This is a genomic window from Maribacter sp. Asnod2-G09 (assembly GCF_045063795.1).
In the GTDB taxonomy this organism is placed as follows: Bacteria; Bacteroidota; Bacteroidia; order Flavobacteriales; family Flavobacteriaceae; genus Maribacter.
Map to the genome: position 1 here is coordinate 514735 of NZ_JBEFOA010000005.1, position 23373 is coordinate 538107.

16 protein-coding genes are annotated in these 23373 nt (G+C 31.3%); 3 read left to right on the forward strand and 13 right to left on the reverse strand.

Features of this window, described 5'->3' with window-relative positions; genetic code table 11:
- Positions 1-5 precede the first annotated feature (5 nt).
- Together ACJJVT_RS14270 and ACJJVT_RS14275 are read right to left on the reverse strand one after the other, a co-directional pair.
- A complete protein-coding gene (locus ACJJVT_RS14270) occupies positions 6-3989 on the reverse strand; it encodes an amino acid adenylation domain-containing protein (RefSeq protein ID WP_405399592.1) in 3984 nt (1327 codons plus the stop codon).
- A gap of 474 nt (positions 3990-4463) precedes the next feature.
- A complete protein-coding gene (locus tag ACJJVT_RS14275; protein WP_405399594.1) occupies positions 4464-4715 on the reverse strand; it encodes a hypothetical protein in 252 nt (83 codons plus the stop codon).
- Positions 4716-5590: 875 nt separating this feature from the next.
- On the opposite strand from ACJJVT_RS14275, the gene gmd reads away from it, so the two are divergent.
- The 3 genes from gmd (at position 5591) to ACJJVT_RS14290 (ending at position 9306) form a co-directional block, all read left to right on the forward strand.
- Positions 5591-6703, forward strand: coding sequence for a GDP-mannose 4,6-dehydratase (gene gmd, locus ACJJVT_RS14280; protein ID WP_405399596.1), 1113 nt, complete (start codon positions 5591-5593; stop codon positions 6701-6703).
- 46 nt (positions 6704-6749) lie between these two features.
- Entirely contained in the window at positions 6750-7841 is a 1092-nt protein-coding gene (locus ACJJVT_RS14285; protein ID WP_405399598.1) for a GDP-L-fucose synthase family protein, read from the forward strand.
- Between the two features lie 118 nt (positions 7842-7959).
- On the forward strand, positions 7960-9306 hold the full coding sequence (locus tag ACJJVT_RS14290; protein WP_405399600.1) for an exopolysaccharide biosynthesis polyprenyl glycosylphosphotransferase: 1347 nt from the start codon (positions 7960-7962) through the stop codon (positions 9304-9306).
- Here the strand turns inward: ACJJVT_RS14290 and ACJJVT_RS14295 are convergent, their stop codons facing one another.
- From ACJJVT_RS14295 to ACJJVT_RS14345, 11 genes are all read right to left on the reverse strand, one after another.
- Positions 9307-10176, reverse strand: a complete 870-nt coding sequence (locus tag ACJJVT_RS14295; protein WP_405399603.1) for a DUF808 domain-containing protein — start codon at positions 10174-10176, stop codon at positions 9307-9309.
- 246 nt (positions 10177-10422) lie between these two features.
- Complete coding sequence (locus tag ACJJVT_RS14300) at positions 10423-11994, reverse strand: hypothetical protein (protein ID WP_405399605.1); 1572 nt, start codon at positions 11992-11994, stop codon at positions 10423-10425.
- 114 nt (positions 11995-12108) lie between these two features.
- On the reverse strand, positions 12109-14424 hold the full coding sequence (locus ACJJVT_RS14305) for a GumC family protein (protein WP_405399607.1): 2316 nt from the start codon (positions 14422-14424) through the stop codon (positions 12109-12111).
- An 80-nt stretch (positions 14425-14504) separates the two neighbouring features.
- On the reverse strand, positions 14505-15362 hold the full coding sequence (locus ACJJVT_RS14310; RefSeq protein WP_405399610.1) for a hypothetical protein: 858 nt from the start codon (positions 15360-15362) through the stop codon (positions 14505-14507).
- Complete coding sequence (locus ACJJVT_RS14315) at positions 15359-16378, reverse strand: Gfo/Idh/MocA family protein (RefSeq protein WP_405399611.1); 1020 nt, start codon at positions 16376-16378, stop codon at positions 15359-15361. Before ACJJVT_RS14315 ends, ACJJVT_RS14310 begins: the two co-directional genes overlap by 4 nt.
- Entirely contained in the window at positions 16375-17148 is a 774-nt protein-coding gene (locus ACJJVT_RS14320; protein WP_405399612.1) for a WecB/TagA/CpsF family glycosyltransferase, read from the reverse strand. The genes ACJJVT_RS14315 and ACJJVT_RS14320 overlap by 4 nt, the downstream gene beginning before the upstream one ends.
- A 5-nt stretch (positions 17149-17153) precedes the next feature.
- Entirely contained in the window at positions 17154-18257 is a 1104-nt protein-coding gene (locus ACJJVT_RS14325) for a glycosyltransferase family 4 protein (protein WP_405399614.1), read from the reverse strand.
- Positions 18254-19162: a sugar transferase gene (locus ACJJVT_RS14330; protein WP_405399616.1), complete on the reverse strand. Its 909-nt coding sequence runs from the start codon at positions 19160-19162 to the stop codon at positions 18254-18256. The genes ACJJVT_RS14325 and ACJJVT_RS14330 overlap by 4 nt, the downstream gene beginning before the upstream one ends.
- Before the next feature lie 8 nt (positions 19163-19170).
- Positions 19171-20400: an O-antigen ligase family protein gene (locus tag ACJJVT_RS14335; protein WP_405399618.1), complete on the reverse strand. Its 1230-nt coding sequence runs from the start codon at positions 20398-20400 to the stop codon at positions 19171-19173.
- A gap of 15 nt (positions 20401-20415) precedes the next feature.
- The gene (locus ACJJVT_RS14340; RefSeq protein WP_405399620.1) at positions 20416-21657 is read right to left on the reverse strand and encodes a lipopolysaccharide biosynthesis protein; all 1242 of its coding nucleotides are present in this window, start codon (positions 21655-21657) and stop codon (positions 20416-20418) included.
- Positions 21658-21790: 133 nt separating this feature from the next.
- Positions 21791-22900 carry a glycosyltransferase family 4 protein gene (locus ACJJVT_RS14345; protein ID WP_405399622.1) on the reverse strand — a complete coding sequence of 370 codons (1110 nt, stop codon included), beginning with the start codon at positions 22898-22900 and terminating at the stop codon, positions 21791-21793.
- Positions 22901-23373: the final 473 nt, after the last annotated feature.

Consider the following 23373-nt stretch of genomic DNA (forward strand, 5'->3'; position numbering starts at 1 on the left):
GAACCTTAGTTATTGGTATCTAACACTTTTTGCAGCGATGCTGATAAAACCTTATCATTTGGCGAATAAAACATACTCAGGTGGTCCCCTGGTACATAGTGTAGCTCAATACCCTTTTCAGCAAAAGATTTCCAGCCGAGATTTACGCTATCGTGTGTATAATCAGTTACCTCTTCAATTCTAAATAAGTCGACCTTTATAGCTAATGGTTGTAAATGATATTTATCGACAACCTTATTATGCTCAATAATTCGACTTTCATACTCCCAATCATAATCCGTTTTGGCTACTGTAGCTTTATCTTTCTTTAATCTTAAATACAATTTCTTCAAGTTAGCTTTAGTGACTCCGATTCTATATTTAAATCCTTCTACACTTGATAATTGCTTTAAAACATGTAGGGTCTTATTCGCTAAATAATTAAAATACGCCATCTTTTTGCCTAAACTGGTACTCTTGCCATAATGTGCATATGCGTAGGTATCTAACAGCGCTAAAGCAGAAATCTCTTCTCCTTTTGCCATTAATTGTTTTGCCATTTCATAGGCGATAATACCACCAGATGAATAACCCGCCAACTTATAGGGTCCTTTTGGCTGTGTTGCCAAAAGCGCTTCATTATAATGCGCTGCTATTTCTTCGACCGAGGTCAATAGTGACTCTTTACCATCTAAACCTTTTGCCTGAAAACCGTAAATAGGCTGATCAGCATCCATATGATCTTTTAGTGTTTTAAAAGAAAGTATATTTAAACCTGCACCGTGAACAATGAATAAAGGTGTTTTAGATCCATTAGGCTGAATAGGTACCATAGAATCCCAAGTAACTACGTTTTCTTCTATTTTTAATAAACTCGCCAGACTTTTAACCGTTGAATATTCAAATAATGAAGATAAAGGTAATCGCTGACCAGATTTCTCCTCTAGCCTAGTCATTACTTTTGCAGCAATTAACGAATGCCCACCTAATTCAAAGAAATCATCGTTTAGATTAACGTTGTCTAAAAACAAACACTCTTTCCAAACCTCTGAAACCAATTTTTCGGCTTTTGTAAACGGTTGAATACTTTCTTCGTTAGTAGTGATGATATGCGTGTCATCTGGTAGACTTTTTCTATCTAATTTACCGTTAATAGTTACGGGCAGTTTATCTAATTTAATATATTCATGAGGTAACATAAAAACTGGTAACTCCGCCGCTAATTGCTTCTTCCAAAGTGCTACGTCAGTATCCCATTCGTTACCATTATAAACTATATATGCTTTTAAAGCATTGTTTCTAACATCGGTGGCTGCTGATTGAATTCCTTTTAGTTTATTTAAAGAATGTTCAATTTCTCCGAGTTCTATTCTATGTCCGCGAACTTTAACTTGTCCGTCTTTACGACCTAAACATTCAATTTGACCGTTTGGCAAAAGCTTACCTAAATCTCCTGACAAATACATTTTAGTATTAGCATCTGCTTTAAAAGTATTGGTTACGAAACGTTCATTTGTAAGTTCTTCTTGTCCTAAATATCCATTGGTTACTCCGTCGCCACCAATTGCTATTTCTCCAACTTCGCCAGTTCTCACAGGTTTACCGTTGGTATCTAGAATATAAATATCGGTATTTGCAATAGGCTTCCCTATGGTAATCGGATCATCTTGATCTGATATGTTTGTCAGAATACAACATACGGTAGTTTCCGTCGGACCATAAATATTCCATACTTCATCAACCTTTTCAAGTAATTTTAATGAAAGTGCTTTGGAAACCGGTTCACCACCAATAAGCGCTTTAATATGCAATGGTTTTTTCCAACCAGAGTCCAATAAAATTTGCCATATCGTTGGCGTTCCCCAAATTACGGTTATTTCATCTTCTATTGCTTTTTGTAATAAAAGATGTCCATCTTTTCGTGTTTCTTCATCGACCAATACCACACTGGCACCATGAACCAATGGCAAGAAGATCTCCATCACCATCGCATCAAAAGATATGGTGGTAGTTGCAAATATTTTATCGTTCTGTGTAATACCTGGCTCTTTGCCCATCGAAAACAACAGGTTAACAACATTATTATGTGTTACCTGAACTCCCTTTGGCTTTCCTGTAGATCCAGAAGTATATATAATGTATGCTCCTGCATCAGAAGGTACATTTACATCAATTATGGTTTCACTAGTTTCGTTTGCTTTGATTCTTAATTCTTCAATAAAAATCGTTTTAGCACCATGCTCAAGTGCTTGTTTTGATTTGTCACAAATAAAGAAATTTGATTTAGCATCTGAAATCATCAATAAGGTACGATTATCAGGGTAGACGGTATCTATCGGCACATATCTAGCTCCGCACTGAAGAATTGCAAATAAAGTTGCAATTAACTCAGGTGATCTTTCCAATGAAATAGCTACTGTATCTCCGGGTCTTATGCCTTTTTCCCAGAGGTAAACAGCAGTACTATTAATTTTTCGCTGTAACTCTGCGTAGGTAACCTTCTCATTTTTAAACTCTAATGCAATTGCCGTTGGTGTACTTGTAGCTTGCTTATATAATAACTCATGAAGGGTAGTGTTTGGATAATCTAATGACACTCCCGTTACAATACTATCTTCGTTAGCTCTATTTAGTATTTCAGACAATTTAGCATTAGGCTGTTCAATCAATTTATTTAAAATGGCATTGAACGTTTCACCCATAGCCTGTATAGTACTTTCTTCGAACAAGTTGGTATTATAAGACCACTCCAACACTATATTGTCTTTCGACCCTGTTGCATTCAAGAATAATTCGAAAGTCTCATACTCTCGTTCGTTACTATGGTATTGATACGAAAGTCCCTCAAAAGTAACGCCTTCGTCCAAGTCCATATCAACATTAAAAACTACCGGTACCAATGGCACTCTACCCGGAGTTCTTGGAATGTTAAGCTTCTTTAATAAGCTACCAAAAGACAATTCTTGATTTTCGAAAGCATCAAAATTGGCAGATTTTCTTTTCTTTAAATACTCTATAAAACTGTCGTCAATATCAAGATTACTTTTCATCGGTAACAACTTCACACAATGCCCAACAAGATGTTTTGCCCCCATTGATGATTGCCCCGCAACAGGCAACCCAAGCACAATACCTTCTTGTTCGGTAATCTTATATAGCAAAATTTCAAAAGCCGCCATTAAAGTAAGTACCAAACTAGAGTTACCTTTAATTCCGGTTTGCTTAATACCTTTTACTACATTTTTATCTAATAACTGGTTAATACGTGCACCGTTATAGGTTCTCTTTGTTATTTGTTTAAAATCTGTCGGAAGATTAGTTTTCGGTATATCGTTTTGAAAAACCTTCAACCAATATTGTTCGGTTTGATTGAATTCAGGACTTAGTTTTATTTCATTTTGATGCGCCACATATTCCGTATACGGTACAGCATCCGGAAGGTTATGAGATACATTTTTGACCTTTGCAGAATATAAGGCTCCTAATTCTTGCATGATAATACCTAAAGACCAACCATCACATACAATATGATGCGTAGTCATTATAAACTGAAATTTATAAGCTTCAGTTCTAAGTACGGCAAATCGTATTAATGGTTCTTTCGTTAGATCAAATGCTTTACCAGTATCGTTCTTTGTATAGTTTTTTATGGCAGCTTCCTTCTCTTTAGCAGACAAACCAGCGTAGTCTTGCAAATCTATGTTTGCGATGATGGAAGCAAATACATTGATAAATTTTCCATCGGGACTAAATACAGAACGTAAAGCTTCATGCCTACTAATAAGCATGTCAACAGACCATTGCAAGGCGGTAATATCTAAATTACCTTCAAATTCAATAGTCAATGAGAGGTTATACGCCTTATTCGCATCGTCACCACCAAAATAACAAGAATACCAAATTTCTTCTTGCGCATCTGTAGTGTGCAGAATATGTTTTATCTCTGGACCTTCAAAAGGGTTAAAATGTGTTAGTACTTCCAAGCTTCTTAAATAATATAGGTTATGCAATTCAAAATTTTGGGGAACCAACAGTCACAAAGATCTTATAATTTAAAGTTTCTTTATTCCTTTTAATCAAGTATTTATTACTTATTTAAAAACAAATTAAAGATATCGAATTCATTAAACGAACATCATCATGGCTGTGATTAAAAATTTACAATTATTACATTGTGCGATAAATATATTATTAATCTAAAGAATAGAAATTTAGTTTCGCTGATGTGTAGTGAATACTAGATGTGCGTTTTAATTGGCAAAAAAATCGAAATTTTATAGGTGATTTTTAAACTTTTAGACGTTTATTAATTGGCTAAAACGGGTAAACTCTATTAGCCATTGCGTTTAATTTTAAAACAAAAAAAGTGTAGGAATGAATTACTTAAAATTCAATACTACACTTTATATTAAGTACCAATTGAGCACTACTTGTTTAAAATAGAAAACACTTTCATAAAGAAAACATTCTCATTTTCTAATCGCCTAAACTTTCAATAACCTTTCGGTCATAATTTTGGCGTACAAAATTTGATTTTGCTCAATGGAGTTGAATGCATTTTTAACTTGTGCACTCTTAGATTTTTCACGAGCCAATACGTTATCGGTTTCGTTACTCTTCGCACTTTTCTTTAAGCTAAAATAAGGCTTAAGGTGCATGTAGCAATCTTCAAGAGAAACTAACTTTTTCTTCTGATAAGGAAATGTTAGCTTCCCGTTTAAAATGTTAGATATCATCGTATGGTGGTTTAAGTTGATAAAATAACGGGGAAAAACAGTAAAAATTATATATCTAAGTAAAAATCTGATTTCTAAAACAATAGAGATAAAAATTGAACTTTGATAAAATAAACTTAAGCTAAATATTGATAACCACACCAATTTTATACGAATATTACCAAATTTTAACAATTTTCAATGCATATTGATAACAATACAAAAATTATTTGGGTATCCCTAAACCTAATTATTCAAGTACTTTATTAAGAAATCTGCCTCTGCATATATAAATGTAAAACTTCAATGATTTAAAGCGTAATTATATCATTGACTTAGTCACAATAAAAAGATTAATAATTATGAAGTCAGAATAGTATAAAAGCTTCAATAAGATTAATTGTAAACTGATATATTATGATTTTAAGAATCAATATACTAATGATAACCTTCAACATAATGAATCATCAACAAAGAAATTCTGTATTTATTCATAATTCATTACCATTACAGCACTTTATAATCATAAAAATAGCACAAAAACACAGTTTAACGATTATATGATTAATTGGTCTAAGGTTTGTTTGCATTGATCTGTAATACACAAATAATATCCTAAATTTGCTGCACAACCATTAACCATAGTTACAAGATTAAGAATATTTACATTTAATCTTAATAACTTCTGATACTTTAATTATTGTTATCTCGTTAATGGTAAAATTGAGCTTTTGCCTTCAATAATCTAGTTATACTAATTAAGAAACAATCGTTTAATTTCTGTAAACTATTACGCTATTATTCAGTGTATTGTAGAATACTATGATACTTGGTAATAGTTAAAATTGAAATTGAAATTGAAAAAAAAAACATTTATAAATCCATTTTACAAGAGTATGAAAGTAGCATTAATTACCGGAGTCACAGGTCAAGACGGCGCCTATTTGAGTGAATTTTTATTAAAGAAAGGTTATCAAGTACACGGTCTTAAAAGAAGAGCGTCTATGTTCAATACTGATAGAATTGATCATCTTTATCAAGATCCACATATTGAAAACAGAAATTTTGTACTTCATTATGGTGATATGACTGACAGTACTAATCTTATTAGATTAATACAAGAAATTCAGCCAGATGAGATTTACAACTTAGCGGCAATGAGCCACGTTCAAGTTTCATTCGAAGTTCCAGAATATACCGGTAATGCAGATGGTTTAGGTACACTTAGAATTTTAGATGCCGTTCGTTTATTAGGTTTAGAGAAAAAGACACGTATTTATCAAGCATCCACTTCAGAATTATATGGTAAAGTACAAGAAGTACCTCAATCAGAGACTACTCCTTTTTACCCACGTAGCCCTTATGCAGTTGCAAAAATGTATGCATTTTGGATTACAGTAAACTATAGAGAGGCTTACGACATGTTCGCATGTAATGGTATTCTTTTTAACCATGAATCGCCGATTAGAGGAGAAACTTTTGTTACTAGAAAAATAACAAGAGCAGCAGCAAGAATTGGTCTAGGCTTACAAGATAAAGTATACCTAGGTAATTTAGATGCACAAAGAGATTGGGGTCATGCTAAAGATTATGTTCGCATGATGTGGATGATTCTTCAAGCTGAAGAGGCAGAAGATTGGGTAATTGCTACGGGTAAAACTACTCCTGTTCGTGAATTCGTAAGAATGGCGTTTGCAGAAATGGGTATTGAACTAGAATTTAAGGGTGAAGGTGTTGAAGAGAAAGGTTATATTAAATCATGTTCTAACCCAGATATACAAGTAGAAATCGGTAAAGAAGTTCTTGCGGTTGACCCTAAATATTTTAGACCTACAGAGGTAGAATTATTAATTGGTGATGCAACAAAAGCAAATACTAAATTAGGCTGGATCCCTGAATATGACTTACAAGGTTTGGTAAAAGACATGATGACAAATGATTTAAAATTGATGCAAAAGGATCAATATTTGAAAAAAGGTGGTTATGTAACCTATAATTATTTTGAATAAATAATTATCAATATCAATTCTTATAATCATAGGTAAATAATACCAAATGTTAAATAAAGAAGCTAAAATATATATCGCGGGTCACCGTGGTCTTGTGGGTAGTGCAATAGTTAAGAATCTTGAAAGTAGAGGGTATTCAAATTTAGTTTACCGAACACATAAAGAATTAGATTTAACTAATGCCATAGACGTTGCGACCTTTTTTGAGGTTGAAAAACCATCTTATGTTATTCTTGCTGCTGCCAAAGTTGGTGGTATCGTTGCGAATAACACCTATAGGGCAGATTTCATTTATGAGAATCTAATGATTCAAAATAATGTTATTCATCAAAGCTATGTTCATGGGGTGCAAAAATTACTCTTTTTAGGTAGTACCTGTATTTATCCTAAAAATTGTCCGCAACCGATGAAAGAAGATTATTTGTTGACCGACGTATTGGAGTATACGAATGAACCTTATGCCATTGCTAAAATAGCAGGTATAAAAATGTGTGAGAGTTACAATTTACAGTACGGCACAAACTTTATTTCTGTGATGCCTACCAATTTGTATGGTCCAAATGATAATTTCGATTTAGAAAAGTCGCATGTATTACCTGCATTAATTAGAAAGATGCATTTAGGTAAGGCTTTGGAAAATAATGATTGGAATACAATCGCAGAAGATTTAAATGCGCTACCTATTGAAGGAGTAAATGGAAAATCATCTGAAAAAGAAATACTTGCCGTATTAGACAAGTATGGCATTAAAAGAAAAGATGACACCATTTACCTAGAAATATGGGGTTCAGGTAAACCGATGCGAGAGTTTTTATGGAGCGAAGATATGGCAGATGCCTGTGTCTTCTTGATGGAGCAGCGAGATTTTAAAGATTGTTATTCACATGACACCAAAGAAGTGCGCAATACGCACATCAACATTGGTACTGGTGTAGATATCACCATTAAAGATTTAGCTGAACTTATACAGCAAACAATCAATTTTAAAGGTGAATTATACTTTAATACCGACAAACCAGATGGAACATTAAAGAAACTAACAGATCCCTCAAAATTACATGACCTAGGATGGAAGCATACGGTTTCTTTATCACAAGGAGTTGAACAAGTATATTCTTGGTATACCACTAAGAATTAATTATTTACCTACAGATTTCTATCAAACTTAATTTAGCGTTGACCTTCAGCTTTACAGCTGAAGATCAACCTTAATAACCTATCATTAGCTCTTTGACCAACCATTACTAAAAGCTTAAATGAAGAGATCGAATTTCATAATACCATTATCATTTGTGGTGCATATACTGTTAATTAACCTAACACTATATGCATACATACCCGATACCTATTTTAATGGTTATAGCATACTTTATTATAATCTTACATGGCTTATAACCACGTATAGCTTAAACTTCTACCCTACAGCTAGAAGAGATGGTTTTATGACCAATCTTAAAACGTTTGTTGTACTATTTGTTATTTATGGCTTGGTCTATTTCACATCATTTGTATTCTTAGGCATGCCCTCGCATACACCTTTATACCTATCATTGGTATATGTGCAAATTTGTTTTCTACTGACTTTGTTTAGAGTACTATTCTATTGGTCTAAAAAATTATATCGAGCCAAAGGATTCAATAGTACTAGAGTCGTTGTGATTGGTAAAGACAAAAACCTACAAAAGTTAAAACGCATTTTCGATAATCCAGAATATGGGTATCGGTATATGGGCTATTTTGATAATGTAAAATCAGATCACCCAACCTGTCTGGGCGATATTGAAAGTTCTTTTAATTATATTTTTGAAAATAATGTTGAAGAAGTGTATTGCATGGCTTCAAAATTATCTAAGGCTGAAATACAGTATGTCATGAAAATAGCCGATAATAGTCTTAAAAGAATAAAAATCATCCCCGACAATAAAGAGCTTTTTTCTAAAGCAATGTCCTTAGAATTATATGGAGGTGTCCCTATCTTAAACTTAAGAGCTTCACCTTTAGATTTAGACTATTCAAATTTAATAAAACGAACTTTCGATATTCTGGTTTCGAGCTTTGCCATATTGTTTGTACTGTCGTGGTTAACACCCATTGTCTATATATTAATGAAAATTGAATCTAAAGGACCTTTGTTTTTTAAACAACAACGACACGGCGTCAATAGAGAGGTCTTTTGGTGCTATAAATTTAGATCAATGACCAAAAGTACTACGAGCGATACTCAAATGGCCACCAAAAATGATGTCAGAATTACGAAATTGGGCAAAATTCTAAGAAAAACCAGTATAGATGAGCTACCCCAATTTTTCAATGTTTTAATGGGAGATATGAGTGTCGTTGGTCCAAGACCACACATGGTGGTGCATACACAAGAATATGAAGGATCGGTAGATAAATATTTAGTGCGCCATTTTCTAAAACCAGGCATCACAGGCTTAGCCCAAATACAAGGTTGTAGAGGTGAAATTATAAATCGATCAGATATTGTAAACAGAGTTCGATACGATATTTTTTATATGGAAAAATGGTCGCTTGCTTTAGATGCTAAAATTGTTTTCTTAACGGTTTACAATGCTATTAAAGGCGAAGCTAGAGCCTATTAATTACTTCTTTTTGAATATGCTTTTAACGCCGTTGAATAGTAACAGCGCCGCAAACCCAATGATAAGTCCTACAAGAAACTCTACTATAATACTCGGTACATTAGGAAGCAGGTGATGTAGAAAATCAATATTATGGACAAATATTCCGCCTGAAACTAATAGTAAAGCTATAGTTCCTATAACCGATAAAGCCTTAATTACTTTAGGTAATGCATTAACAAAAAACCTACCTATTTTATCGGAGATACTATTCTCTTGTTCGTTTAAGTTGATTAATCGTGTACCAAACTCATCCATACGTACAATTAGAGCTACAATACCATAAACACCAACGGTAGCTAATAAAGCCACAACAGATACTACAGCAATCTGGGTTACTAAAGGCTCCTTTATAACCGCACCTAAAGCAATGATAACTATTTCTATGGATAATATAAAATCTGTTACTATCGCAGATTTTACTTTGGTTTTCTCTAATTCTAGAATCTCTTCTTTGGTCATTATCTTAGATTCTGCAGTAATATGCTCATGCTCGTGAGGTACAAAAAATTCGTGAATTTTTTCGGCACCTTCAAAAGCAAGATAAATTCCACCAAGCACTAAAACTACCGTAACTGCCCAAGGCAAAAAGGCACTTAGTAAGAAGGCAATAGGTAGAATGATAATTTTATTCAACAACGACCCTTTCGTTATCGCCCATAATACCGGTAATTCACGCTGAGAGACAAAGCCTGAAGCTTTTTCTGCATTTACGGCTAAATCGTCACCTAAAATACCAGCCGTCTTCTTAGTGGCTATTTTACTCATAGCAGCAACATCATCTAAAAGTGCTGCTACATCATCTAAAATTGCAAAAAAACCTGAAGCCATGTATTTCTAATTTTTGTTAAAAATAATTCAAACAAAACATAATTCAGAATTCTATACAAGTTAATGTTGACTTAAGGTACATTTTTACTGGCTTAGCACACTTTTGAAATTTAGAGATTTAGAGATTTAGTATACCGACTGTACGAGCAATAAAGCTTAAAGATTAAAAAACGCAATAAATTTAGTGAAATGGTAGAATTAAATATAAAAAAACAAGAAGTATATAAATTAGAAATTTAATCAAACTTAGTTAATTTGCTGCCATTCACTTCCATCACTTTGCAACCAAATAACATTATTACTTGGCAAAAAGCTTATTCTATCACCTTTCATATCGACATACTTTAGATTAATTTGCACAGGAATACTATTCAAGTTTTTAAGTATAAAAATGTGACCTAGGTTTGAATTTAACGCACTAGGCATTGAAATTTGTATAACAGTAGATGTTATTAATAAGGTTTTATCATTTATAGAAATCGCCTCCTTCTTCTTAGTCAATTTTCTAATAGCATTTAAAGTTGATTCTGCATTATTCTTATATGTGCCGGTGGAGGTTGTTATACTACCATCAACTATTAAATCGCCTCCAACGTGAAGTGTTGCTTGAGGTACCTGCACTTTAATACCGACTCTTAGATTAGGGGTAGCCCTAAATACTTCACTTCCAGCTACTGAAAAACCAATATCCCCAGTTGGAAGCCAAAACATACCCGAATTAAAAGCTAGTGAAAAATGATACCCTGGAAAAGCAATTGTACCTGCAGCATTACTAATTCTGTTTGTCCGCATAATACCATTCACATGCAAACTATTTAAGGGTGTAGAAATACCTACACCAAGTCTTTTATTAACGTTATCCCAAAATAAATTATCATTATCTTGAGTTGGATCACCTGTTGTATTATTTGCAAAAAAAACAGAACCTGAATCACCAAAATGTCTACCATCAACATTACCTATAAAAAAAGTAGTTTCAATATCTTGTTCATCCGTATAAGTATAAGTTCCATCACCATTATTTACTAAAGTTGAAACCACAGCAGATTGAGTATTGTTTAAGTCAAAAGTAGTTTCAACATCTTCTTCATCTGTATAAGTATAAGTCCCATCGCCATTATTTACTAAAGTTGAAACCACAGCAGATTGAGTATTGTTTAAGTCAAAAGTGGTTTCAATATCTTGTTCATCAGTATAGGTATATGTCCCATCACCATTATTTACTAAAGTTGAAATTAAAGAAGATTGCGAATTGTTTAAGTCGAAAGTTGTTTGATTAGATGCTTCGTCGGTATAAGTAAAGGTGCCATCACCATTATCTTCTAAAGTAGAAATTAAAGGTGTCTGAGAAACGTTTAAATCTATAATTGTTTCAACCCCAAGCTCATTTGTATATGTAAAAGTATTATCGCCATTAGAAGTCAGTGTTGTTGTTGATTCGTTAGCACCGTTAAAACTAAAAGAAAAATCATTTCCATTAAAAACGTTAAAAGTACCATCACCGTTTTCTATAATTGAAACATCATTGAGATTTGTATTTGAACACATGTTAATCCAATTGTTACCGTTGAAATAATGCAAACATTTTTCGTCAGTATTATATACAACTGCCCCCTCAAGAGGAGTCAACAGACTCATTTGAATGTTATTCATTCTATTAACTACAAAAACTTTTGTAGAACTATCAAGTTCTAAAAGAGAATTTGGATTCAAATTTTGTGGATTGTCACCAATTTTAATTTGGCTGTAAGTAATATTTACACTTAGAACAGCTATTAAAATATAGGTAATAACACCAAATTTACTTTGTAAATACATCTGATAATTTTTTAGGAATAAAGTCTGTCTGTAAAAGGTTAATTCTAATACTTATTTAAAAATTATTAATTAAACTATTCTGTATGAGCACTTTATCATATCAGCAATAAAATTTTAAACACCATAACCGTATTTATATCCGTAATTATACGCTTTACTTTTATTTAACTTAACATCATTTAGAACATAAGCCATATTACGAAGCTTTTGATTTACGAAGAGTTCTTCTGAATATTGTAATAAGCGTTTGTCCGTGAAATCAGCGCGTGCAACAAATAATGTAACATCAGCCAATTCAGAAATGACCAAAGTATCTGCTACTAACATGGTGGGTGCTGTATCCACAATTATATAATCAAATTTTAATTTCACCTTAGAAATAAAATTTATAAAACGTTCGTCTGACAAAAGTTGAGCAGCATTTGGCGGTACTCCACCGCTAAAGCAAACCTTATGAAATGAATTAGCACCAATACCGTTTTCTATACAATCATTTAAATCTACGTATTCATCACTTAAGTAATCTGAAAGTCCAAGAATATTCCTTTCTACATTAAATTGATTATGTAATTGCGGATTTCTTAAATCTGCACCAACCAATAATACCTTCTTTTTAAAACTTGAGTATGACAAAGATAAGTTTAAGGCAATTTGAGTCTTACCTTCTCCCTCTACCGCAGAGGTAACAAATATTACTTGACCTGTATTTTTCTCTTTATTAGGTAACAAATAGTCTAAATTAGTTTTTAAAATTCTAAAAGATTCTGCTCCTAATGAACGATCATCAAAATCTGAAAGAACAGCTACATTATCTAAATGTGGAATTTCTGCAACTACAGGTACACGTTTAACTAATCTTGTTATGTCATCTTTAATCTTAATAGTATTATCTAAGGCAAATTTTATAAAAAGAAAACCAAAGGGTAATAATAAACCCATTAATATGAATGCAGGTAATATAATACTCTTATTTGGAGAAATAGGTGCTGTTTCAGTTAAAGCAAAATCTACAATCTTTATTGATGGTGCTGTAACAGCAAAATTAATTGCAGCTTCCTCCCTTTTTTGTAATAGCAGTAAAAATAAATTTTCTTTAATACTTTGTTGACGTTCTATAGAACGTAGTAGTTTTTCTTTTTCTGGTAGGCTAGAGAAAATTGAACTTGCGTTATTTCTCTCAAGATTTAAGCGACCTAAAGATGTTCTAAGTTGTCCTTGATAAACATTTATAGTTTTAATAATGTTCGATTTGGCTTGATCTAACTGAGAAGATATTGTAACTAATGTAGGGTGACTCTCCCCTACAGTTAAACTTAGGCGTTCACGCTCCAATGCCATTTGATTATAAGCGTTCACTGAAGAATTTAAACCCGCATTATCCAAACCTATATTTACAGGTAATAAAGCGTATTGAGATTGGCTTATTACTGTCTTTTTTAAATCAGAGGCTAAGGAAATTTGCGTTTGTAGTTTAGCAACTTCATCTTCAGTTTCAGCTTTTCTCTCTATTGAAACTTCAGTATCAGATTGAATATAGGAAAGGTTATTTTTTCTTTTAAAATCTTCTTTACCACCTTCAATAGAATCTAATTCTGTTGTTAAATATAAAAAACGTTCATCTATAAATTCCAACGTCCTTTTGGAAACCTGTTGTCTGTCTAAAATACCATCTTGATTGAACTTTGAAATTATACCGTTCAATATTGTTTCAGAAAGTTCTGGACTTTCACTATTATAAGACAAATACAATGTTTCACTCTTATTCTTAGAAATATCTACAACTAACCGTTTTGATAGTGCTAGTACTGATTCTTTCATATCATTAATTCGAACTTCAAAAATCTTGCTTTTAGAATTCGAGAGTATTTCAGGATCATTTAAGGTTACCTCAATTGGATAATTTGATTTATTAAATAAATTTACAACTGAGTCAAGGGATTGTGTATTACCCTGAGAATCGGTTATAGTGGGGGGCGAAGTCTCAAAAGACAATTTAAAAGTTATACTCTTTTTTATTTTATCACTAGAGAAAAGTTTTTTTATTTCAAAAGGAGCTTCATAAATTCTACTACTTTTAACATTACCTACTTCATAATAGGATATGTCTAGATTTAACATCTTAACAACTTGTTCCAATAGCCGAAAAGATTTAATTACTTCTATTTCATTATCAACATTTACACTAGAATTACCTGTTAGAGCAGCTAAAGGGTTTGCTGCTATATCTAATTCCTTACTATCGTCTATTAATTGGATTTTTGCTGTTGTCTTATAAATTACAGGAGCATATCTTACATAGAGATAGCCTAATAATAAAAAAGCAAAAGCAGCAACCAAAAACCATCTCCAATATTGAAGGTAATTTAGAAGATTTTCTTTTATCTTAAAAGACTCCACTTCATTGTCCAAAATATAATGCGATTCTTTCATTTTAAAATAATTATTGTCTAAATTATAATTCAAAGATTATTAAATCGTTTGATTGCTAATTACTTATTATAAAAATTAAGCTACAGTGCTAAGTCTAATAACTTTTTAGTCTCTAGTATATGATTTGGGGTAGATGCCCCAAATAATACAGAATCAACACCTTTAATAGAATTAATATAATCACTTGCCGAATCAGGTCTGATAGCACCAGAAGCCAAAAAGGACATTGCTATATTATAACTATCCTCTTTTGCCAGTGTATTTTCAACTTCCTGTTTTGATGGGTTCATTCGGAATCCAATTTTATTTATATTACTTACAATAATTGGATTATCCATTTTTAACTCATTTACCAAAACATCATGCAGTTTTACATGGTTCATTGTAAAAAAACCAGCTTTTACATTATATTTTTCCTTAGCGTATTTAACAAATTCATTAAGTATATTATGCATACCGAGACCTAAAAGTAAATCTGTTACTATATTTAGCAAGAAAATTCCTTGAACGTTCATACCTTTAAGCAGCTTCATTTCAGAATCAACAAGTAACTGCATAATAGGAATAGGATTAGCTGTAACAAGCGAGCCAACTCCCTTGAGTCCAGACAAAATTTTATTACCAGGGGTAAACTTACTTATCATCTCAAATGGACCTAAATCAACCAAAGCAGCTGCGTATTTATGAGCATAGGGCATACTTGGGTAGAGTTTAAAATCGTCAAACTTTGGATTCTTTTTCATTTTTTCAAAGACCGGTTCCAATTGGTCGTGAGTAGTAAACATAAAGCTCTTAATACCAATATCATTTACATATTCCAAAGTTTTATAAATATCATCAGAAGTTCTGAATCTTTGTGCCTGTTTTATAGACGTTTGCTCTGACATATGGTTTACGCCAAAAAACTGATTATCACCAAAAATAACTTTATCCATCATCTTAATTTACTATTCAAATTCATTATATCTTCCATTAACCTGTCAGCAATACTAGCATCATATAAAGATGACTCAGACTTTTCAATTTTCCCATTAACTAAATCCGAGAAATTTATTAATTGTCTAGTAAAATCTTCTCCACGTAGGTAATAAGGTACGTCCATGTTTTCATCAGTAACAAAAAGTTGATTCCAACCTTTAACCAAAGACAATTCCTTATTTTCCTCGTTTAGATAAATACTTAACTCCTGTTTGCCAGCATTTAACTTACCTTTTGTGCCCATAATTTCTATTGAATTGGTAGCCTTTCTTACCGAACTGTCAGACCAATTAATATAATTGAAACCAACTATAGAATTATTATGAATTAACGTTGAATAAACCAGATCGTCAACGTTAGTAGAGAATACCTTCTTCAAAACAGCAGAAGAAACTGTAACATCAGTACCAAAAAAATAATTAGACAGATCTAAGCAGTGAGGTCCATAGTCAAAAAGGCAACCACCACCCTTTGAATAATCATTTCGCCAACCTTTGGTATTTTCTTTAAGAATAACACCACCAGTCATTTTGTTTACATAACTAGTAACATTTCCAATTACACCTGCATCTAATAATTTTTTTACTTTCTGAAAAATAGGGTTAAACCTATTGACATACCCAACTTGCCCCTTAACATTATGTTTAGCAGCTAAATCAATTAATTGTACACTTTCAGAATAACTTAATGTCAAAGGTTTCTCAATAAAAATATGCAACCCTTTTTCAATACATTCTTTAGCTATCTCAAAATGATAACTATTAGGCACCAATATCATAACTGCATCTAATTCTAGTTCAGATATCATCTTTTTATAGTCGCTATAACACTTAAAATCTGTGTTCTTTTCTATAACTCTTAACAGAGGTTTAGAAGTATCACATATAGCTTCTACTTTTATATTAGCTGTTTGATTGGCTATAGCCAAATGGCTTAGCCCCATTTTACCTATACCTATTAAAGCAATTTTCTTCATTTTATTTTTCCTATTTTTTTAATTCCATCTCCAATTGCACTGAACATGAATTGATAACTATTTAAATTTCTTTTGAACATTCTTGGTTCTAGAATAAGTCGATACAACCATTCAAACCCTAATTTTCTAAATGGAAGTGGTGCCCTTTTCGCTGTTCCGGCATAAAAGTCGAATGCAGCCCCTACACCAACTGACCATGGTATGTTTAATAATTCTTTATTTTCTGCAATCCAATTTTCTTGTTTTAATAAACCTAAACCTACCCAAATTATGTCAGCATTTGAATTGCTTACTTCTTTCAGCATGCTACTTTTCTCTTCCTCATTCATCGTTCTAAATGGAGGACAAAAAGTGCCTGCAACCTCTAATTTCGGAAATTTCAACTTTAAGTTCTCTACCAATAAATCTGCTACCCCTTCTTTACCTCCATAAAAAAAATGACGCCACCCGTACTCTTGTCCATATTCACAGCACGAAAGCATAAAATCTGGACCATTAAATCTCTTTATGCTTTGACCTTGAAACTTTCCTGCGATAACAGAGCCAATTCCATCACATAACGAAAATGTAGCTGATGTCACATACTCATTAAATTCGGGTAATCTCTTAGCATAGTACATAGCCTCTGTGTTAGTAATACCTATATGCCTCTTCTTTCTATCACCCTCTATAGAATTTTTCAAATAATCTAAGAACACCTCTTTAGGGTAAGAGTGCACGGGTATACCACTAACCAAAATCGGTTTAAATTCTTCTTCTAAATGCTTCATCAACTTTAATTATTTATTTTATGAAGAATGTTTATAAAATTATCTTCAAATACTTTGTTGGTGAATTTTTCTTCATAAAATTTACGCCCTTTATCACCCATTATTTTCCTCATTTCCGGATTTATTATTAAATCTTCTAATTTAACTGCCAAATCTTTAATGTTATTTTTTTCAATTAAATAACCGTTTTCATTATTAATAACTATATCAGGAATACCCCCCTCAAAAGACGACACTATTGGCAATGAATATTGCATAGCCTCAAGTAAAACTAAAGGAAAACATTCATTGTGGTAATAGGTAGGAAAAACAAAAATATCAGCTTTAGAAAAAGCTAATTCTTTTTCTCTACCAAATTGTTTTCCTTCATATGTAACGACATCCTCTACACCTAAACTATTAAGTTTTTCTTGAAACATTTCTCGGTCAATATCGCCCTCTCCTCCTATAAAAGTACAGTCAAAATTCAACCCTCTCCTTTTCAGCAATAAACATGCTTCGAGAAGTACAAATACTCCTTTAGACTCTATTAAATTGGATAAAAACAAAAGGTGAACTCGGTCTTCACCACCTTTGTTTTCTATTACAAGTTCATGAACATTTGTATCGACAATACCATTAGGACAATAAAAGATATTTCGAGATTCCACGTACTTTTCTATATCAAATAATAAGTATTTTGAAAGCAAAATTACTTTAGTATTATTAAAAGTTAATTTATACAATAAATTATCTAAAAATCTATGCTGATATAATGAAACTCCCTTATTATGAAAATGTAATACCAGTTTCACTCTAAAGATTTTTGCAAACAAAACCACAACAAAATCTTTGTAAAACGCAATACCTTTTGCGGTAATGGCCAAATAAACCAAATCTGGTCTATTAAAAAGAAGTTGTTTTAAAATAGAAATCAGAATCTTTATGTAAAGTAAAATTTTTCTAAGTCCTTTTCTGCCATTGTCATCAAGACTTTTAGAAGTCATTAAATTTATATAAGATGTCTTAAATTCAGATTTAATTCTGATATTATCCATTATAAACTTACCTACAACAGAAGAACCGTGAACAGGCGGAGGAATATGCAATATGAATAGTACTTTTTTCATATTTTAATTAATCCTTTTATTTTCTCTAATAGTATTGTACTTGTAGAAAAAAAATATGCAAATTCCTTAACCAATGTTTGGTCCATTTTAGAATATTTTTCAAATTTAAAGTCTCTTTTATTTTCGTAATCTAACCTCGACTTAAAGCGAGTTGCACCTGCTGTATGTGTAGCATCATCACCAAAGCCAATATTTGATAATTTTGAAATAGTTGGAAATACCGTTTTTTGATTTTTCTTAAATTGATTATAACAAAACCGTATAGCCCATGAATCTATTTTACCATTCATTTGATTATTTAACATACGCACTAGGTCTGAACCACCTTTTTTAAATCTTTTCTTTTCTTCTCTATTTACTTTGAACGCTTCATAATCAGAAATCTCCCAGTCAACAGAATTCCAACGGTCTTTCCATGTCCCCCATCCCCATGATGAAGCACGATAACCGAAGTAATAATCTTTATTTACTGGCAAACTTGGCATGTTCAGTGTAAACCCAGAAATAGAAATAATATTTTCATCATTTCTATAAAAGTCTAAACTTTGCTCCATAAAATCTAAAAAATTAGGTGAAGTAATCAAATCATCTTCCAAAACGATTACACTATCATTAAATTCCAATATTCGACTTACTCCATCGATAATAGATTTTGCTAATCCTTTATTTTGTTTAGCTTCATTAATGCTAACCGATTTAAAACCATCAATTGAATGAAGATATTCTCTTACCTTGTTAACTTTTAATTTTTCTTGCTCTGAACGCGGTCCATCTGAAAAGACATTTAAATGATAATTTTTAGCTAAAAAATTATACTTTAAAGCCTCTACTGTTTTTACAGTTTCCTCAAGACGATTAAACGTAAATAAGCATATTGCAGCATTTTGATTTTTAGAATTCTCCATAGTTTGCATTATGCCTTTATTGTTAGCTTTGCAACCCTCATTTGAGAGTTATTCATCATTAAAATAAAATAGAATAGAACTGAAATTAACATGAAAGGTTGTGTCAAATAACTTTCAACCGTACCTCCAATCAGAATAGCAGACATTATTGCTTTTTCTATTCTGGTTAATGAATTCCAGGATTTAAATAGAATCCAAAAAAATAATAGTAATACCAACACCCCTCCACCGGCTAGTAATTCAACAATAGATGAATGAAAATATAAAAACTCAAGAGTGTCTAAATAATGAAATCCTGTACCTATATTATTTTTCAATACAATATCGTTTAAATTAAATAAGCCACTCCCATTAAAAATTCCTTTTTGAAATACTTCAACTAATGCAATTCGCCAAATTTCTAATCTACCAGAAGACAAACTATTTAAACGATCTACAGATACTCCGTATACTATTTCATCAAAATAAAAGATGAAAAGTGGTGAAATTATTAAGAGCAAAGCATATAAATAATTTTTAACATTGTATACCACAAAATAATATAGCGGTGCAACTACAACAATTAAAAGCGCATTTCGAGAAGAAATAAATGCAAAAAAGGCATACAATATTATCTGTAATAAATTTAATTTAGAGTTATCCTTTTCAATGTCATTAAAACGCATATAAAAACAAACTAAAAAACCTGTTGTTGCATACAACCCAAAATGAATTTTATCTTGAAAGAATCCACCAAATTCTCCTAAATCATCGCTAAAGTCAACATTGGCGATAAATGACAAGAAGAACCAAAAAATTAGATTCCAAAATAAAGCAATACGAAAAACTTTAAAAATTTCAATCTTTGTATGTTGATATGATTTACTCTTTTTTTCTTTAAAATATACTCCCCACAATATCTTCGTCATAAAAAAATAATAAAACACATAAAAGAAAAGTGTTAAATTATAAATAAGGTTTCCAATTTTATTTTCATGAAATACATTAATTATAGAAAAAAATACCAATAAAATATAAATGAGCAAATAAGCCCAATTATTCTTTAATTTGACACTGTACCCTGTTCGGTTCAAAAATGGAGTAAAAACTAAAATGGAAATTAAAATAATAGCCAATTTACCATACATACCTATAAATTCTACAATCTGAAAAGACTTTATCGAATTCATTACTATAAGAGTAATAAAACAAAATATAAATGTTTTAACTAAATTTTGATAAGTAAAAAAATTAATCATTCTTGCTGTTCAAAATTATTGAGCGAATATTCGACGATAAATAAAATAATAGATAAGCTGATAAAAAAGATTTTCGATAAGCATGGTATAAAATACGCCATACAGCCCGTAGTTCGATATTAAAAAATACCCTAGAACCACTGCAATAATACTTCTTGGAATCAGAATATAGAAACCAACATCTGTTCTTTTGATAGCATTTAAAGCTATTTTATTAGGTTGAAAGAAAATATTTATAGCTTGGTAAATAAATGGGTACACAATCAACAACCCTAAGTCATTGTATTGTACCCCAAATAATAATGACACAATATTTTGACCTAAAACATATCCTATAATAATCAAGAGAAAAGCCATTGAACCAAAAACAATTTGCCATTTTGTAGTTAAAGACCTTACATCATCATAATTGTTATTCTTTTTGACGAAAATAGGTAATAAGTAAGAAGACAAAGCGGTTAAAACTGGGCTTATTAATCCAGCAACACTCATTAGAACTGCAAAAATTGCAATATTATCTTTACTAGAAAGGTATAATAAAAACCATGGATAAATATTAGAACTAATATGAAATAAAAAGTTCGCTCCTAATAACCATTTACCTACTTTCCAATTTACTTTCCAATAGCTTAAATATTGTTTCCATATAATTTTTCGCCTTTTACTATTATTGATTAAATAAATTATAGTGGTAGACAAGTATATTACTGAAGCTATTCCTAAAAAAATCTCTATCCTTTGGATTTTTAAAAAAAAGATAAAAAACAACAACGTACCTAAGGCTATCGAGCAAACTAATCCATAAATTAAATTTTGTTTAGTCTTACGTTCACTAAGTAGCGTTTCTCGTACAAAAAAATACGATGAGTGAGAAACTAAATATAGTAAGAAAAAAAGAAATCGTTTGCCATTCCATATTTCAAAAGACAAAAAATAAAATAAAGGAAAAAAGAGGCATAATAAAATTGTAAAAAGCAATTTAAGATTCAAGTTAAATTGAAAATATCCCTTATCAGAATCCATATTAAAGTCATTAAGACTAATGGCATAAGGTTTAGAGATGATAGAACTTTGAAAACCTAATACAAATAAGGCTATAGAAAAAAGCAGAACAAGATCAGCATAATCTATTTTATCGTAAGTTCTTACCAGTACTATTGTAGTCAACAAGGTAATAATACTCATTAGCCCCTGATCAAGTACAACGCTAATTAGCCTTGGTATTTCAGCATTCGTTTTTGTAAAAATGTTTTTCAACTTGATCACTTTATACACAATTAAAAGAATGTCTATTGTAATGTTTCATTATAAATTATGTTTTTATAACTCTTGCGTAATTTACACTAAGCATGTTCAACTAGTTAAAATTAACTAATCACATAAATGAATTTTACAATTTAGGAATCTCTATTTTAATTTTACCGTTGCGTTGTACCAGTAAGAATGGAAATAAACAAATAAGTGGCAATACTACACTAATTATATATAGTTGTACGGTTAAATACAAATCGCTTAAAACAAATGCTATTTGAATTACAAAAATATTACAAATAGCTACTATTAAAGTCGATTTAATATGTGAAAAACCATTATCTAAAAGACGGTGATGTATATGGTTACGGTCTGCCGAAAATGGACTTTTACCATTATTTATTCGTATAATAAATACCCTAACCGTATCTAAAATTGGATATGCCAATATTGCTAACACCATAATAGGAGCATTAGAAACAGTATATGCTGTTTGTTCCATTTCATTAACACTTAAGAATGATATAGCTTGATAAGCTAACAAAAAACCAAGAAACAAAGACCCAGAATCTCCCATGAATAATTTACGTGAACGAGACAAATTATATCGTAAAAAACCCAGTAATACACCAATTAAACTAAAACTGACCAATACAAATAAGTATTCTTTGTTCATTGCAAAATAAACACCAAAGGAGGTATTCACAATAATAGCTACAGAAGATGCCAAACCATCTATGCCGTCTATCAAATTAAACGCGTTAATTATAAACACAAATATAAATATGGAGAAAACTACCGAAAACACATAGTGCAAATCACCCACACCAAACATTCCATAAAAACTCTCTATTCGAACATCTGTACATAAAACAACTAGCGCAGCAGAAAATATTTGTCCAACAAATTTCTTTTTAGGGGAGAGATCTAATAAATCATCTTTTATACCAAGAAATAAAAGTATAATTATACCACCTAATATCGATAATAACTTTATTAAATCTTCTTGATTAAGCTTGGTAAGAATACCAAGTAAAATAATAGCTAATGAAAAGGTTATAAACATACCTATACCGCCAAGTGTTGCTGTTTTATTAACATGACCACTTCGTTCAATAGGATCGTCCATCAATTTCTTTTTATGTGCCAAATATATAATTACCGGATATATTCGCATTGACACTAAAAGTGAGAAAACAATTGAAAAGAATGCTAAAAAGTAAATGTTGCTAAATAAATCGTAAATCATAATCGTTATTTGTCTATTATCATCCCCCCGAGGGAAGGGCATGAACAACTAGACCAAAAACACAAGTGCATTTAGATATTGAATACGAAATACTATAACCATCTTAAAAAAAGAGGGTTATTACTTAATGGTTTTGTTAGTGTTCTAACACAAAAGTATTCTTTATTTTTTCTTTTTCTTAACGTATTAACCATCTTTATTGTTTGTATTCGACGAACTGCATGATTAATTCGAAATACTGCATTAATATATTTTTTTAACAAGATTACACTTACAATTAAATTATCCACTTACTGAGACTTTTATAGCTATATAGGGCATTTGAGAAGGTTTATCATCTATAAATCGACCAAAATAAAATATAACTTCAATAGCTCTAGCATTTAGAGATGATACTGATTTACCCTTATAATTTTCTGCTTTTTTAATAAAAATGTGTTTAAATATTATTTCTGGTAGTATTATAAGTAAAA

Coding starts and splice junctions, on each gene's coding strand:
- ACJJVT_RS14275 (WP_405399594.1), bottom strand. CDS start 4,715: ATGATATCTAACATTTTAAACGGGAAGCTAACATTTCCTTATCAGAAG.
- gmd (WP_405399596.1), top strand. CDS start 5,591: ATGAAAGTAGCATTAATTACCGGAGTCACAGGTCAAGACGGCGCCTAT.
- ACJJVT_RS14285 (WP_405399598.1), top strand. CDS start 6,750: ATGTTAAATAAAGAAGCTAAAATATATATCGCGGGTCACCGTGGTCTT.
- ACJJVT_RS14290 (WP_405399600.1), top strand. CDS start 7,960: ATGAAGAGATCGAATTTCATAATACCATTATCATTTGTGGTGCATATA.
- ACJJVT_RS14295 (WP_405399603.1), bottom strand. CDS start 10,176: ATGGCTTCAGGTTTTTTTGCAATTTTAGATGATGTAGCAGCACTTTTA.
- ACJJVT_RS14300 (WP_405399605.1), bottom strand. CDS start 11,994: ATGTATTTACAAAGTAAATTTGGTGTTATTACCTATATTTTAATAGCT.
- ACJJVT_RS14305 (WP_405399607.1), bottom strand. CDS start 14,424: ATGAAAGAATCGCATTATATTTTGGACAATGAAGTGGAGTCTTTTAAG.
- ACJJVT_RS14310 (WP_405399610.1), bottom strand. CDS start 15,362: ATGATGGATAAAGTTATTTTTGGTGATAATCAGTTTTTTGGCGTAAAC.
- ACJJVT_RS14315 (WP_405399611.1), bottom strand. CDS start 16,378: ATGAAGAAAATTGCTTTAATAGGTATAGGTAAAATGGGGCTAAGCCAT.
- ACJJVT_RS14320 (WP_405399612.1), bottom strand. CDS start 17,148: ATGAAGCATTTAGAAGAAGAATTTAAACCGATTTTGGTTAGTGGTATA.
- ACJJVT_RS14325 (WP_405399614.1), bottom strand. CDS start 18,257: ATGAAAAAAGTACTATTCATATTGCATATTCCTCCGCCTGTTCACGGT.
- ACJJVT_RS14330 (WP_405399616.1), bottom strand. CDS start 19,162: ATGGAGAATTCTAAAAATCAAAATGCTGCAATATGCTTATTTACGTTT.
- ACJJVT_RS14335 (WP_405399618.1), bottom strand. CDS start 20,400: ATGATTAATTTTTTTACTTATCAAAATTTAGTTAAAACATTTATATTT.
- ACJJVT_RS14345 (WP_405399622.1), bottom strand. CDS start 22,900: ATGATTTACGATTTATTTAGCAACATTTACTTTTTAGCATTCTTTTCA.